This is a genomic window from Streptomyces sp. NBC_00454, assembly GCF_041434015.1.
In the GTDB taxonomy this organism is placed as follows: domain Bacteria; phylum Actinomycetota; class Actinomycetes; order Streptomycetales; family Streptomycetaceae; genus Streptomyces.
The window spans coordinates 5,315,920-5,330,132 of sequence record NZ_CP107907.1; the positions used below are offsets into that span (position 1 = coordinate 5,315,920).

The 14,213-nt window shown below is 72.6% G+C and carries 12 protein-coding genes, 1 tRNA gene and 1 pseudogene; 7 read left to right on the top strand and 7 right to left on the bottom strand.

What is annotated here, in order from left to right:
• Positions 1 to 4 precede the first annotated feature (4 nt).
• The 3 genes from OHU74_RS24720 to OHU74_RS24730 all read right to left on the bottom strand — a co-directional run bounded on the left by OHU74_RS24720 (position 5) and on the right by OHU74_RS24730 (position 2,929).
• Positions 5 to 1,258 (bottom strand): histidine kinase dimerization/phospho-acceptor domain-containing protein, encoded by a 1,254-nt coding sequence (locus OHU74_RS24720; RefSeq protein ID WP_371617911.1) that lies wholly within the window; start codon positions 1,256 to 1,258, stop codon positions 5 to 7.
• The gene (locus OHU74_RS24725; RefSeq protein WP_371617912.1) at positions 1,255 to 2,199 is read right to left on the bottom strand and encodes a hypothetical protein; all 945 of its coding nucleotides are present in this window, start codon (positions 2,197 to 2,199) and stop codon (positions 1,255 to 1,257) included. Before OHU74_RS24725 ends, OHU74_RS24720 begins: the two co-directional genes overlap by 4 nt.
• Positions 2,200 to 2,308: 109 nt before the next feature.
• Complete coding sequence (locus OHU74_RS24730) at positions 2,309 to 2,929, bottom strand: hypothetical protein (protein ID WP_371617913.1); 621 nt, start codon at positions 2,927 to 2,929, stop codon at positions 2,309 to 2,311.
• A gap of 373 nt (positions 2,930 to 3,302) precedes the next feature.
• Here OHU74_RS24730 and OHU74_RS24735 point away from each other — a divergent pair, with 373 nt between their 5' ends.
• Complete coding sequence (locus OHU74_RS24735) at positions 3,303 to 4,094, top strand: nuclease-related domain-containing protein (protein ID WP_371617914.1); 792 nt, start codon at positions 3,303 to 3,305, stop codon at positions 4,092 to 4,094.
• 1,213 nt (positions 4,095 to 5,307) lie between these two features.
• Here the strand turns inward: OHU74_RS24735 and OHU74_RS24740 are convergent.
• Positions 5,308 to 6,372, bottom strand: coding sequence for a Ku protein (locus OHU74_RS24740; RefSeq protein WP_371617915.1), 1,065 nt, complete (start codon positions 6,370 to 6,372; stop codon positions 5,308 to 5,310).
• Positions 6,373 to 6,403: 31 nt separating this feature from the next.
• Here OHU74_RS24740 and ligD point away from each other — a divergent pair, with 31 nt between their 5' ends.
• Entirely contained in the window at positions 6,404 to 7,288 is an 885-nt protein-coding gene (gene ligD, locus OHU74_RS24745; protein ID WP_371617916.1) for a non-homologous end-joining DNA ligase, read from the top strand.
• Positions 7,288 to 8,193 (top strand): ATP-dependent DNA ligase, encoded by a 906-nt coding sequence (locus OHU74_RS24750; RefSeq protein WP_371619798.1) that lies wholly within the window; start codon positions 7,288 to 7,290, stop codon positions 8,191 to 8,193. Before ligD ends, OHU74_RS24750 begins: the two co-directional genes overlap by 1 nt.
• A 102-nt stretch (positions 8,194 to 8,295) precedes the next feature.
• Here OHU74_RS24750 and OHU74_RS24755 read toward each other — a convergent pair whose 3' ends face one another.
• Positions 8,296 to 8,694 carry a DUF6479 family protein gene (locus tag OHU74_RS24755; protein WP_330298583.1) on the bottom strand — a complete coding sequence of 133 codons (399 nt, stop codon included), beginning with the start codon at positions 8,692 to 8,694 and terminating at the stop codon, positions 8,296 to 8,298.
• Positions 8,695 to 8,778: 84 nt separating this feature from the next.
• Positions 8,779 to 9,762: an XdhC family protein gene (locus tag OHU74_RS24760; protein WP_371617917.1), complete on the bottom strand. Its 984-nt coding sequence runs from the start codon at positions 9,760 to 9,762 to the stop codon at positions 8,779 to 8,781.
• A 526-nt stretch (positions 9,763 to 10,288) separates the two neighbouring features.
• Here OHU74_RS24760 and OHU74_RS24765 point away from each other — a divergent pair.
• Entirely contained in the window at positions 10,289 to 11,773 is a 1,485-nt protein-coding gene (locus OHU74_RS24765) for an HNH endonuclease (RefSeq protein WP_371617918.1), read from the top strand.
• Positions 11,774 to 11,947: 174 nt separating this feature from the next.
• Positions 11,948 to 12,116 (top strand): annotated as a pseudogene (locus tag OHU74_RS24770) (site-specific integrase); the annotation flags it as partial.
• Positions 12,117 to 12,335: 219 nt separating this feature from the next.
• Here OHU74_RS24770 and OHU74_RS24775 read toward each other — a convergent pair.
• A tRNA-Arg gene (locus tag OHU74_RS24775) sits at positions 12,336 to 12,407 on the bottom strand.
• Positions 12,408 to 12,508: 101 nt separating this feature from the next.
• Between OHU74_RS24775 and OHU74_RS24780 the strand changes: the two genes are divergently transcribed.
• Positions 12,509 to 12,985: a response regulator gene (locus tag OHU74_RS24780; protein WP_371619799.1), complete on the top strand. Its 477-nt coding sequence runs from the start codon at positions 12,509 to 12,511 to the stop codon at positions 12,983 to 12,985.
• Positions 12,986 to 13,172: 187 nt separating this feature from the next.
• On the top strand, positions 13,173 to 14,129 hold the full coding sequence (nrtL, locus tag OHU74_RS24785; RefSeq protein WP_371617919.1) for an ArgS-related anticodon-binding protein NrtL: 957 nt from the start codon (positions 13,173 to 13,175) through the stop codon (positions 14,127 to 14,129).
• Positions 14,130 to 14,213: the final 84 nt, after the last annotated feature.

A 14,213-nucleotide genomic window follows, 5' to 3' on the forward strand; every position in this document is an offset into this window, starting at 1 on the left:
GGGGCTACGGCACCGCGGCTTCGGCCAGGGTGAGCACGGCCTCCGCCCCGCCCCGGCCGTCCCGCGCCTGCCGGAACTCCAGCCGCGCCCCGATGACCTCCGCCTGCCCCACCGCGATCGTCAGCCCCAGCCCGTGCCCCTTGCCCGCGCCCTCGGTGCGGAACCGCTGGGGCCCGTGGGTCACCAGGTACTCGGGATATCCGTCCCCGTGGTCCCGTACCGTCACCACCGGCCCGTCCACCGTCACCACCACCGGTGCCCGCCCGTGCTTGTGGGCATTGGCGACCAGGTTTCCGAGCACCCGCTCCAGGCGCCGCCGGTCCGTCTCCACGTGCGCGTCCCGCACCACGGACACCTCCGTGGCCGTCCCCGAGGCCCGTACCACCCGCTGGGCGAGGCGCCCCAGCTGGTGCAGGTCCGTCTCCACGACCTCCCTGCCCGAGTCGAGCCGGGAGATCTCCAGCAGGTCCTCCGTCAGCTGCCGCATCGTGCGGACCCGCTCCTGCACCAGTTCCGTGGCCCGGCTCTCCGGCAGCAGCTCCGAGGCCGCCTGCAGTCCCGTCAGCGGAGTGCGCAGCTCGTGCGCGACGTCCGCGGTGAACCGCTGCTCGCTCTGCAGCTTCGCCTGCAGGCTCCCCGCCATCGTGTCCAGGGCCCCGGCCACGATCGCCACCTCGTCCTGGTGGCGCGCCGGGTCCTTCGTGCGCGGGTCGCCGACCCGTGCGTCCAGGTCGCCCTGGGTGATCCGCCGGGCCACCGTCGCCGTCTGGTGCAGCCGGCGCGTCACCCGGGTCACGGCGAAGGCGCCCACCAGCAGGGTGCCGCCGATCGCCAGCACCGAGGACCCGATGATCGCGTTGTCCAGTCCGCTGATGGCCCGCGTGCTCTGCCCGTAGTCGACCGCGGTGGCCAGCGCCTGCCCGTCGGCGGGGGCCGCCGCCCACATCGTCGGCCGGCCGTCGTGATCGGCCACGAGGGTCCCGCGCTGCCCGGACAGGGCCAGCGCCCGCAGCTCCGCCGGGAGCCCGGCCGGATCCAGCCCCGACTCGGGGGGCAGGGTTTCGCCGGCCTCGTAGGCGCTTACGGCGTCGGTCAGCTTGCCCAGCGCCTTCTCCCGGGAGGCCGCCACGGTCTGCCGGGTCACCTCCACGTGCACCAGCGCGCCCAGCACCGCCGCGAGCGAGCAGCACATCACCGCGATGAAGCACGCCGACTTCCAGGTCAGCGTGGCCGTCCAGGAGGGCAGCCGGAGCCTCACGGTGAGGTTCTCGCGGGGGTGGGGCCGGTGCCGGTGCCAGAGCCGGTGCCGTTGCCCCGGCCGGTGCCGGGACCCGTGCCCGGACCCGTGCCGGGGCCGGTGCTCGGGCCGGTGCTCGGACCGGTCGTGGAGTTCGGGGGATTCGGGGCGTTCGGTGGGTTCGGGGGGTTCACTCGGACGATCTGCTCGTGCGTCGGCAGCATCGAGCGCTGCTTCGCGTCCCAGGACCAGGTGGTGTTCACCTCGTAGCCCGGGTTGGCGCTCGGGACGTGCAGGATCACGTCCTCGTTGGCGAGTTCGACGCTGATCACGGTGTCGGTGGTCGCCATGATCCGGTTGAGGCGGCCCGCGTCGTCCGCCGTGTAGACCCGTACGGACATCATCTGGTCGGGGAGCTGGATGCCGACGATCAGCTCGTCCTTCCCGTTGCCGGTGAGGTCCTGGTAGTACGGCGTCAGCACCGGGCACTTGGCGGGATCGGAGCCGGGCTCCCCGCACGCCCTGATCGCGACGACGGTCTCCTTGGGCATCCCGTCGGGGCCGGTCACGGTGGCCGAGTGGGCCCGTACCTCGGCCTGGACGAGGGTCACCGGGTCGATGGCGTGCACGTTCTGGTCCTGGACGGGCGCGATGCCGGGTACGTACTCGGGCGGCGCGCCCCCCGGATCGGCGGGCGGTACGACGGCACCCTTGCGCCCCGGCCACAGATGTACGGGCCCGCTCGCGGTCGGCGTCGCCCCGGCCCCGGCCAGGCCGCCGGGGTCACCGCAGCCGGTGGCCAGCGGCAGCAGGAGCGGAGCCAGCAGGAAGAGGGCGAGACGGCCGCGGCTGCGGCGGCGGGAGGGGGTGGGGCTCGGGCTCAGGTTCGCGCTCGGATTCGGGTTCGCGCTCGGGTTCGCGCGCGGGGTCGGGCTCGGGTTCGGGCTCGGGTTCGGGCTCACGACGGGTGCGCCCTCCTCTCCCGTGGCCGTGTGGGTGTCCACAGTATGCAGAGGAGCATCGTTTCTGCCCGTGCGGCGGGCTGCGCCGGGCTGCGTCCGGGAGCGGGGCTTACGCCTCTTCCGTGCGCCCCCGGCGCAGCATCGCGAAGCCGAGCCCCGCGGCGCCGATCGCCGCGATGCCGCCGCCCGCGGCGAGCAGCAGCACGCCGTCTCCGGGGCCGTCGGCCAGGGTGTGCAGGCGCAGGGCCTCGGCGGGACGGGAGGCGCCCGCGCGGGCGGTCACGTCGGAGGCGGGTACCACCACCCCGTCCCGGCTCGCGGTCTTGTGCCCGGCCCCGGCGACCGCGTGCTCGACGGTGGGCACGTCGTCCCCGACCCAGGAGCTGAGCCGCCCGTCGGCCTGCAGCGCGAGGTGCAGCTCTCCGGCGTCACCGAAGCCCGCGATGCCGTCGCTGCTGGTCAGGGTGGCGGTCTTGGTCCCGTCGGCGGTGAGCACGTCGGCCTGGAAGGCGCCCTTGGCTACGCGGTAGACCTTCGCCTTGGAGACGCCGTCCGCGAGGGAGAGGGTCTGGACCAGGGTCCGCGGGGCGGCACCGGCGTGCGCGGAGGTCGCGGACGGGAGCCCGTCCGCGAGCGCGGCGGCCGCCGGGAACGCCAGCAGCGGGCCGGCGCACGCGGCCACGGCGGCGACGCGAACGAGAGTGCGGCGGCTGCGGCTCACGGTGTTCACGGGGCGTCCTTCGGTACGGGTCCGGCCCTGGTGCGTCCAGGTGCGTCCGGATGCATCCAGCTGTGTGTCCAGGTGGGATAAACGTATGCACCGGCCGTTGCGGTTTCGCCGCGCATTTGTAACAGCCGTACGGCAGCGAGCCGACGGAGTCGTTACACGGCGCGAAGCCGGGACGGGGCCCGGCCGGGAGCGGACCTTCGGCCCTGGCTGCTGCGGTGCGCGTGCGCGTACGCGTCCTGGCTCCCGTCGGCGTCTCTGTACGCGTACCCGTCTCCGTACTCGTATCCGTACTTGTTTCCCCATCCCCTATCCATGACCGGGGGATTGCCGCCGGGCGCCAGTGCTGCTCCCATGGACGGCGGGGGTGAGGGCGATGGCCAAGCGGGGACTCGCAGTGGCGCCGAGCGGCCGGCCCGGCCGGGGGCGGTTGTACGTCAATCTGCCCGACGGCCGGGCGGTGGCCTGGTACGACCGGAAGGCCAACCGGATCAGCGTGCTGGCGGACGAGCGCAGGGAGGAGATCCTCACGGCGTTGCGCCCGTACCTGACCGGAACCGTCGCGATCGGTCCGCCGCCCGTCCCCACGGCTGCGGACCTGCGCCGCCTGGCCCTGCGGCCCGACGACGACCTGGCCCCGAACCGGCCCGGGGAGGACCTGCTGGGCGAGCTCACCCACGGCTCCGCCGGCACCCGCGCCCGGCACCGGCTCCGCCAGGAACTCGCCGCGCGGGAGCGGATCGGCGAGGTGCTGGACGGGCTGTCGGAGTCCGAGGAGTGGCGGGTCCTGCACTCCCTCGGCGGGATCACGGACCACCTGGTGATCGGCCCGCCGGGCGTCTTCTGCATCCGCGCGGTGCCGGGGCGCCGGCAGCGCGCGGTGGTCGGGGAGCTCCTCCTCACGGTCGGCCGCGCCGAACCCCGCCCGGACCCGCGTGCATGCCGCCGGGCGGCGGCGTACGCGACCCGGGCCCTGTCGGCCACGGTGACCCCCGTCCTGGCGGTGGCCGACGCGTCCCGGGTGGAGGTGGCCCCCACCCTCCGCGACGTCCGCGTCCTGACTCCGCCGACGCTGACCCCTTTCCTGACCGCTGCTCCCACGACGCTCAAACCCCCGGACGTGGAGGCGCTGTTCGCGGCCGCGCGGGACTGGACCACGTGGTTGTAGCTGGCGGTGGCCTTGCGGCCCTGTGCCGTGGTCGCGTCGTTTTCGGCTGCGGCGCGGTGGCCTTGAGGCCCTGCGCTGGTGCCGCGCCGTCTCCGTCTGCGGCGCCGCGGCCGCGCCTCAATCGCCGGCGGGGCTTGATTTGGTGCCACGCCGTTGTTCCGGTGCGGGCCCCGTCTGAGCCACTGGCACGCCGCCGCTCCGGTGCTGGTCCCGCCCGTCTGAGCCACTGGCGCGCCGCCGTTGCTCTGGCGCGGGCCGTGCCTGTGCCGCTGGCGCGCCGTGGCCGTCTGCGGGTTCGTTGCCGGGGGCGCTGCCCCCGGGCCCCCGCGCCTCACAACGCCGGCGGGGCTGACCTGGCTTCGTTGGTGGGCCGGGGCCGCTGCGGATGTTCGTCTCGGCTCGCGGAGCCTTTCAGGGTCGGACAGTTGGAAGCGGTGGTGCCCGCTCGGCCTCGACTCACAACCGCAGCACCCCCGACCCACCGGGCACTTCTTCGAACCCCGTCGGCCATGCCCCGGCGGGTGCAGCACGGACGACCACGGATCGTCCTGACCGGCCGACTCCGCCGACATCACCCGGCCCGACCGGAATCCGGCCCGTCGGGCACGTCCAACCCCGCCCAGTCGTCGGCACGTCCTGTCCCGGGCCCGGCCCGTCCGGCCCATCCAACCCCGCCCAGTCGTCGGCACGTCCTGTCCCGGGCCCGGCCCGTCCGGCACGTCCAACCCCGCCCGGCCGTCGGCACGTCCAGTCCGGCGCCCGGCCGTCCGGCATGCCCAACCCCGCCCGCCGTCGGGCATGCCAACCCCGCCCGGTCCATCCAACCCCGACCGGCCTACCCAGCCCCGCCGGCGTTTGAGGCGCGGGGTCTGGGGCGGAGCCCCAGGGGCCCGGCGCAGCCCGGGTCCCGCCTTCGGCCCGTCCGGCGTTTGAGGACCGGGCGCGGCGCAGCCCGGGGGTCCCGCCCCCAGCCGGTCCGGCGTTTGAGGACCAGGTATGGGCAGCGCCCTGGGGCGCCCCAGCCAGTCCGGCGTTTGAGAGCCGGGTCCGGGCAGGGCCCGGGGTGCACGCCAGCCGGTCCGGCGTTTGAGGGCCGGGTCCGGGCAGCGCCCGGGAGTGCACCCCAGCCCGTCCGGCGTTTGAGGGCCGGGTCCGGGCAGAGCCCGGGGAACGGTGGAAGGGTGGGTCGGGGACTGGCCCCGCAGGGACGGGCTCAGGCGGAGGTCCGCTTGCGCGGGGGCGTTGCCTTCTTCGCGGTAGCGGAAGCCGCTCCGGCCGCCGCCGACTTCGTGGACGTGGTCTTCTTCGCGGCGGCCGCCGCCGGCTTCTTCTTCGCGGCAGCAGTCGACGCAGTCGACTTCTTCCCGCCGGCCGCCTTCGGCGCAGCCGCAGCCGCACCTGTAGCCGTACCCCCACCCGACCCCTTGCCCCGGGCCGAAGGCCCCCGGCGGATCGGGGTCACCTCCGCGACCTCCTCCACCCGGCCGGCCCCGGCCCCCGCCCGGGACGCCTTCGCCGCCCGTACGCTGTTCTCCAACGCCGCCATCAGGTCGATCACTTGGCCTCCGGCAGGCTCCACCACGGCCTCCGCCGGCGCGAAGCCGTCACCCGACTTCGCCGCGATCATCGCCTCCACCGCCTCGCGGTAGTCGTCGCGCAGCGAGGCCATTTCCACCTCGCCCAGCGTCGCCATCAGTGCGTCCGCCAGATCCAGTTCGGCTTCCCGTACCGACACCGTCCCCTCGGGGGCGACGCCCTCCGGTACCCGGATCTCGTCGGGCCACAGCAGCCCGTGCATCGCGATCACGTCTCCGACGACCCGCAGCATGCCCAGCCGTTCCCGGCCCCGCAGTGCGTACTTCGCGATGGCCACCTTGTGGCTGCGCTTCAGGGCCTCCCGCAGCAGGGTGTACGGCTTCGAGGCCGTCGCCCCGTTCGCCGCGAGGTAGTACGCCGCGTCCATCTGCAAGGGATCGATCTCGTCGGCCGGTACGAAGGAGACGATCTCGATCGTCCTCGCCGTTGCGATCGGCAGCTGTGCCAGGTCCTCGTCCGTGATCGGGATGAGGGATCCGTCGGCTTCCTCGTACCCCTTGCCGATCTCGGCGGTCGACACCTCCTCCCCGTCCAGCTCGCACACCTTGCGGTAGCGGACGCGGCCGCCGTCGCTGACGTGGATCTGGCGGAAGGAGATCGAGTGGCTCTCGGTGGCGTTGACGAGCTTGATCGGGATGCTGACCAAGCCAAAGGAGATCGCCCCGTTCCATATGGATCGCACGGTTCCTCCTGATTCGTGGCAATCTCATCGTATGACGCCGATCACGATGGTGGAGGGGCGTCGCATCGCGCTCAGCAATCTCGACAAGGTCCTGTACCCGGAGACCGGCTTCACCAAGGGCGAGGTGCTGCACTACTACGCCACCGTCGCGCCCTCGCTGCTGGCCCACGTCCACGACCGGCCGGTGTCGTTCCTGCGCTATCCCGACGGCCCGGACGGCCAGCTCTTCTTCACGAAGAACCCGCCGCCCGGTACCCCCGACTGGGTGAAAACCACCCCGGTTCCCCGCTCCGAGGACCTGCGGGCCGAGCAGGTGGTCGTCGCGGACATGGCCACCTTGATGTGGGCCGCCAACCTCGTCGTCGAGTTCCACACCCCCCAGTGGCCGGCCGGCGCCCCCGCCCTCGCCGACCGTCTGATCCTCGACCTCGACCCCGGCCCGCCCGCCGCGGCCGTCGAATGCTGCGCGGCCGCCCTCTGGCTGCGCGAGCGTCTCGCCGCCGACGGGCTGCACGCCTACGCCAAGACCTCCGGGTCCAAGGGCCTGCACCTGGCGGTCCCGCTCGAGCCGACCCCCTCGGAGCAGGTGTCGGCGTACGCGAAGACCCTCGCCCAGGAGGCCGAGCGCGCGCTCCCCGAGCTCGTGGTGCACCGGATGACCAAGGCGCTGCGCGCCGGGAAGGTCTTCGTCGACCACAGCCAGAACGCCGCCGCCAAGACGACCGCGGCCCCGTACACCCTGCGCGCCCGCGCGCTGCCCACCGTCTCCACGCCGCTCGCCTGGGCCGAGGTGGAGGCCTGCCGCACCCCCTCCGACCTGCTCTTCCTCGCCGACGACATCCCGCCCCGGCTGGCCCGGGACGGCGACCTCTTCGGCCCCCTGCTCCTCCCCGACCGGGCCGGGCGACTGCCGTGATCACCGTCGCGCTGGCCGCCGCCGTACGGAGCCTGCCGCGCGGGCCGGGGCTCGCCTACGAGCCGAAGTTCGACGGCCACCGCCTCGTCGTCCTGCGCACCCTGGAAGGCGTCTCCCTCCAGGCCCGCTCCGGCCGCATCGTCACCGACGCCTTCCCCGACCTCGCCGCCGCGGCCCGGCAGCTGCCCGCGGGGACCGTGCTCGACGGGGAGGTGGTGGTCTGGCACGCCGGCCGCACCGACTTCGCGCTCGTGCAGCGCCGCGCGGCGGCCGCCTCGGCCGCACGTGCCGCCGTACTGGCACACGCGCTGCCGGCCTCGTACGCGGCTTTCGACGTCCTGGAACTCGCCGGGCTGGACCTGCGCGCCCGTCCGTACGAACGCAGGCGCGCGCTCCTCGTCGACCTGCTGCTGCCGCTGGGGCCGCCGCTCCAGCCGGTGCCGATGACCACCGACCCGGAGCTGGCGGAGACCTGGTACGAGACCCTGCCCGCCAGCGGCATCGAGGGCCTGGTCGTCAAGCGGATGGACCAGGCCTACCCGGCGGGCCGGCGCGACTGGCGCAAGCTCCGCCACACGAACGTCCGCGACGCGGCGGTCGTCGGGTACACGGGCACCGCGCGCCGCCCCCTCGCCCTGGTCCTGGTCCTGCCGGTCGGGGACGAGACCCCGCTGGTGTCGAGCCCGCTGACGGCGGCGCTACGGGTCGAGGTGGCGGCGGCGGTGGCCATCCGGGCCGGGGGAGCGGCCGGAGGGCAGGCCGGGGCCCGGGGCGCCACCGTCACGGCCATCGGGGTCGGCGAGGTCCCCTTCCGCCCGCTGGACCCGCCGCTGACGGCCGAGGTCCGCCACACCTCCACCCGCCACCCGCCGCCGGAGGTGCTGCGACTGCGGACGGACATGTGACCCGGACGGAGCTGTGACCCGGACGGAGCTGTGACCCGCGGCGGCCGGCCGCGGGCCACAGGGCCTGGTCGGATGTATCCGGAAGTGCCGGACGGGACGGTCTCAGGCGGGTTTCATGCCGCCCAGCGGCGGCATGGTCGGGGGTTTCCGCGGCCTCGGATTGGGATGCTCGTACCCGGATTCCCGCTCGGCCCGCGCTTCCTCCTGATGGCTGGAGGTCCGGGAGCCGAAGTTCCCGTACCCCTGCATCTCGTGCGGGCGCAGTCCGCGCTCGGGGAATTCGACGTACTCCCGCTCCTCGGAGACCTCGTAGACCGCACCGCCGTCGGGCAGGTGGGGCTGGCTCTCCGGAGTGGGGGGTGCGGGCTCCTGTGCCCGGACCCGCTTGCCCAGCATGAAGCCGCCGAGCAGGAATCCGACCACGATGAGCCCGACGACCAGGAACCACGCGATGTTGGTCAGTGTCCTGTCCATCGCGATGTAGGTCAGGGTCGTGTTCATACTTCCCATTTTCCCGCATTGCGCCAAATTCCACCCAGTCGGCGGCGACCCGCTGTCCTCCGGGCGGAAAGCGGGTCGTAGGGCCTACCCCTTCAGCGGACCGTCGGAATCCCGTACTCCGCGCACTTCCCGGCCCCCGAGCACCGCCAGGATCTCGGCGCAGATGGCCAGTGCCGTCTCCGCCGGGGTCTTGCCGCCGAGATCCAGCCCGATCGGCCCGTGCACCGTCGCGATGCGCGCCTCGCTCACCCCGGCCGCGAGGAGCGCTTCGCGCCGCCGCGTGGTGGTCTTGCGGGAGCCGAGCGCGCCGACGTACGGGATCCCGAGCGCGAGCGCGGTCCGCAGCGTCGGCACGTCGAACTCCGGATCATGGCTGAGCATCGCCAGACAGGCGGCGTCCCTGCGCACCTCGAGCAGCTTCTCCGCCTCGCCCACGGAGACGACCGTACTGACGTCCCACCCGAGCAGCCGGGCCTGCGCCTCGATGACCTCGGCGAGCTCCCCGGACCCGCCGATGACCACGTAGGGGGCCGACGGGTACGCCTCCACGAGCACCAGCCCGGAGCCCCCGTACAGCGCGTCCCGGCCCGGCCGCCGGGTCCCCAGCAGTTCCCCGGCCCGCCGCTCGGCGTCGCTGGAGGGCGCGTCCGCCCCGCGCACCACCACACTGACGGCCCTGTCCGCCCGCTCGTTGAGCTGGGTCACGAGCGCGACCCCGACCCCCTGCCCCAGCAGCTCCCACCACTCACTGGGAATCGCGCCCAGCGGCTGCAGCAGCACCTCGGCCTGCCCGCCACACGTCAGCTTCGCCTCCACGGCCTCGCCGATCCCGACGGACACCTCGCACACCCGTGCGCTCTCCCCGGCCCCCATCGCCGCGGCCTCCGCGACCAGTTCGGCGTCGAACACCCCCCGGTACAGGGCCCCCACGCACTCCCCGCGCGCATCCACGAGCACCGCCCCGGCCGGATCCCGCGGCCCGAACCCCTGCTCGGTCACGGGCCGGGCCAGGAACCCGGCCCGCCCCTCGGCCACCCACCGCCGCGCCGTCTCCACCAAGTCACGCATTTCGCGCCGCCCCATCCTCACCGTCAGAGCACGCCACAAAGCACCAGGTCAGCGACCCAAAGTGGCCTCAACTCCAACCTACGCACCCCCACCCCCGCCCCCCACCCCCCAAAACCCACAGACCCACCCCCACATCCTTCGTACGGACCACCGGAACCGTAGGAAGGGGACTTCGGGAAGCCCGCCTGCCGTGGTGCCCTGCGCACTGCACTGACGGGGTGAACTCGAGCACCCCCCTGGAGAAGTGACTCAACCAGCTTCCGGAACGACAGCCGACCGCCCTGCTCGAGGAACGGGATCTCCCGCTGGCTGCCGGTCCCACCCGCCCAACGAACGCGCACGCGGCTTACAGCGCGTCCTGGACCGGTCCGCGGTGTCCCGGCGAGCGCCCGCACTCCAGCTGCGACGCTCAACGAGGCAGGCTAGAGGGCGACGAGTCGGATGGCTCCGACTTGGATGATCTTGATCTCTCCCGCCTTCACTGTCGGACCGTATTACTAGTGTGGTCGCCGTGGGAGGGGAACACATGACACAGGCGCCCGCCGAGGGTACGGACATCAAGTGGCTGCTGCAGCCGATCGGGCAGGCCGCCCAGCGCGGCCCCCAGCACTTCGAGCACTCCGTCCGGAAGGGAGTGGAGCTCGCCGACTACGCGGCCGAGCTCGGTGACCAGGCGGATGAACTCGAGACGCTCTTCCCCGAGGGACGCGCTCGGTTCTGGGGGTCGGTGCGGGCCAAAAAGGACGGCCACGCCAAGAACAAAGCGATCGACAGTACCCGTCCGGGCGACGAGGTGCTGTTCTACGCCAAGGGGTCGTTCATCGCTCGGGCCAAGGTCGTGGCCGCCTTCAGGAACCGGGCCCTGGCCGAGAAGATCTGGGACCGGGACAAGGACGGCAACCCCTGGGAGTACATGGTCGCCCTCGACGACGTCGTCGAGATGAGCGTCCCGGCCCGGCGGATTTTGGCGGGGCTGGACTACAAGGCCGGCCACGTCCAGTCCATGATCCAGGTGGCGGCCGCAAATGTGCTCCGCCTCCGCCCGTTGCTGGATGATCCGGACCCGGCACTGCCGCTGACCGAAGAGCCGATGATTCCGCGACAGGAACAGCGCGCACCCCGGCTCGGGAGCGAGGATCTGCTGCGCATCCTCGGCGACTTGAAGACCTACCCCCAGCCGGACGGCAGCCCGGCCCGCCACAAGCCACTGGCCCTGCTCTGGGCGATCGGCCGACTGACGGCAGGGTTGGAGAGGCTCGCGCCTTGGGAGGAGTTCGAGGCGGAAGTTGGCTCTCTGCTGGAGGAGTTCGGCGGGGAACATGACCGCAAGACGCCCGAGTACCCGTTCTGGCACCTGCGCAGTAGCGGACTGTGGGAGGTTCAGGGCATCGACGAGGGCGGGTTCAAGCCCACACCAGCGGCCCTGCGCGCGGCCAAGGCCCGAGCGGGCTTCAGCAGCGACGCGGCGAAGCGTCTCAAGCGCGCTCTTACCCGCGCCCAGGCAGTTCGCCGCTTGCACTCCACGTACTTCGCCGAGTCAGGCATAGACGAGGACGTACTCCTCGACCGGGTGGGCCTCGACGGGTACAGCAGTGCCAGTGGACGGCGTACGGCCACCCCGGCGGTGCCCGGCCCCGTAGCTCGCCGCCCGGCAACCGGCACCCGGCCCGACCGCGACCGCAGTCTGCCCGACGAGGTCAAGATCCTGCACGAAGACCGGTGTCAGGTGTGCGGCCAGCAGTTGGAGACACGGGACAGCCACTACAGCGAGGCTGCGCACATCCAGGGTGTTTCCAGCCCGCACCTGGGGCCTGACGTACTGGAGAACCTGCTCTGCCTCTGCCCCAACCACCACAAGCAGTTCGACCACTTCGGCATCTACATCGATGTGGACTGGGCGGTCCGGCACACCAGAAGCGGTGAGCAGATCGGAACCCTCACGCTCATTCCCGGGCACCGGGTGGATCCGGAGTACGTCGAGTACCACCGGGACCTGTGCCTCCGTATCTAGTAGACCGCGGGCTCTCGTCCCCAACGCCAGCACGCCCCTACCGCCGGAGCAGGGGTACCCGACCCGCTTCGCCGGCCGACCAGAACGTGGCGCGCCGGTACACCGACTGACCGCGGTGGCTCCCGGCCGCCGCCGTGCGAGACGTCCTGCGCGAGGTCTTCGGCGGCGGTCGAGCATGATCGGCTGTCCACGTGGCTCAACGCCCGGCGTCGACCCCACCGAGGTCGCCGAGCGGGCGGGCAACAGCGTGGAAGTGCTGCTCAGTCGGTACGCGAAGTGCCTCGATGGTCGGCAGGAGGTGGCCAACCGGAGGATTGAAGATCTGCTCAGCGAGTACGAGTGATCGCGAGTGACTGGCGATACGCTGCGAGGCCCCTGGACCTGTCCGGGGGCCTTCCGTGTTTCTGCCGCTGACCTGCGCCGATGGACCAAGATCCTGTCCACGAATAGTCCACAGGGTCTGACATACGGGTGCACAGGGCCGCAGTTGGCTGCGCATACGCGAAGACCCCACTCTCAGCGTTACCGCTGATGGCGGGGTCTTTGGGCACTTCCTGCGAAGTGCCCCCGGCAGGATTCGAACCTGCGCACACGGCTCCGGAGGCCGTTGCTCTATCCCCTGAGCTACGGGGGCGCTGTCGCTGGTGTTGCTGCGACGGGTTGAACACTACCAGCTTCCGGTGAGTGATCAGGAACCCGTTTGTGGGCGGAGGAGGGGTGGGTCGCCCGGAGGGGGTGGAAGTGGCGAAAACCCGGACGCGGGGGCCGGGGTCGACCTACTCTCGAGTTGTGTCAGGCACCTCGGGCCGGGTGCTTGTTGTCGACGACAACAAGGTCATCCGGCAGCTGATCAAGGTCAATCTCGAGCTGGAGGGCTTCGAGGTCGTGACCGCGAACGATGGTGCCGAGTGTCTGGATGTCGTGCACCACGTGATGCCCGACGTGATCACCCTTGATGTGGTCATGCCTCGCCTGGACGGCTTCGGGGCGGCCGCGCAGTTGCGGGCCGATCCCCGGACGCGGCATCTGCCCGTCGCGATCGTGAGCGCCTGTACGCAGCAGGAGGTCGAGGCCGGGATCGCCGCCGGGGTCGACGCCTTCCTCGCCAAGCCCTTCGAGCCCACCGAGCTGGTACGGGTCGTGCGGCGGCTCATCGAGCGGCGCGACCGGCGGGAGCGGAAAGGCGCTCCCGCCGGGAGGGGCAGGGGATAGATAGAGGGAGGGGATGGAGGAGGACCATCCGCGCCCGTGTCGGCGCCGGGGTGAGGCCGGATGCTTCTGGTCGGGTGCCGCCTTCTTCGGTTCGGAGTCCTCTCTGTTCCGTTCGCATCGCCCTGTGCTCTGTTCACATGGCGAAACCCTTCGCGTGACCTCGGGGCTTCTCCCCTAGGCTGGTCACGTGACCCCCGCTGACCTCTCCCGTTCCGTCGTGCGCGCCGTGCGCTGCGCCGTCGAGGACGGGGAGCTGCCCGCCGGAGTGGTCGTGCCCGAGCGGGTCGTCGTCGAGCGGACCCGGCCCGGGGGAGTGGGGGACTACGCCTCGCCCGTCGCCTTCGGGGTCGGGAGGGGTGCCGGGGTCGCGCCCCGTGGGGTGGCCGAGGTGCTGGCCCCGCGGCTGGCGGCCCTTCCCGGGATCGAGCGCGTGGAGATCACCGGCGCCGGGTTCCTGAACTTCGTGCTCGCGGGGAGTTCCGTCGCCGAGGTCGTACGGGACGTACGCGCCCGGGGCCCGCGGTACGGGTTCGCCCCCGACGGGGAGCCGCGCGCGCGGGTCGTACGCGATGCCGTGCTGCGGATCGAGCGGAGTCAGGCCGACCGCAGTCAGGGCCGGCCGGTGGGGGGCGGGCCCGCCCCCGTCGCCCCCGTCGCCAAGCGGGACGGCGACGTGGTCGCCCGCTACGGCGCCGACGCCGCCGCCTGGGCGATGCTCTGCGTGCCCGCGCACGAGACCCCGGTGTTTCCCGCGTGGCTGCTGGTGCAGGACGAGTCCAGTGAGTTCTTCCGGGTTCGGTACGCCCACGGCCGCGCCCGGGCGCTGATCCGCAATGCCGGCCAGTTGGGATTCCGCCCGGACCCCGGAGACGTCGACGGCAGTGCCGACGCGCTGCTCGGTGCGCTCGTCGACTACCCCCTCGTCCTCGAAGCCGCCGCGCACCACCGTGCGCCCGAGCGGCTCGTGCGGCACCTCGTCGTGCTGGCGGACGCCCTGCTCGACTTCCAGTACCACGTCCTGCCCAAGGGGGACGAGAAACCCTCGGCCGCCCACCGCGCCCGGCTGGCCCTTGCCGAAGCCGCCGGGACGGTGCTGGCCGGCGGCCTGGCCCTGCTCGGTATAGACGCACCCGACCACCTGTGATGCCTGTGATGCCTGCGATGCGCGAGCGGTGCGATGTGATGCGCCCGCGATGCGAGTCGCCTGCGTTCCGGATGATTTGCGAAG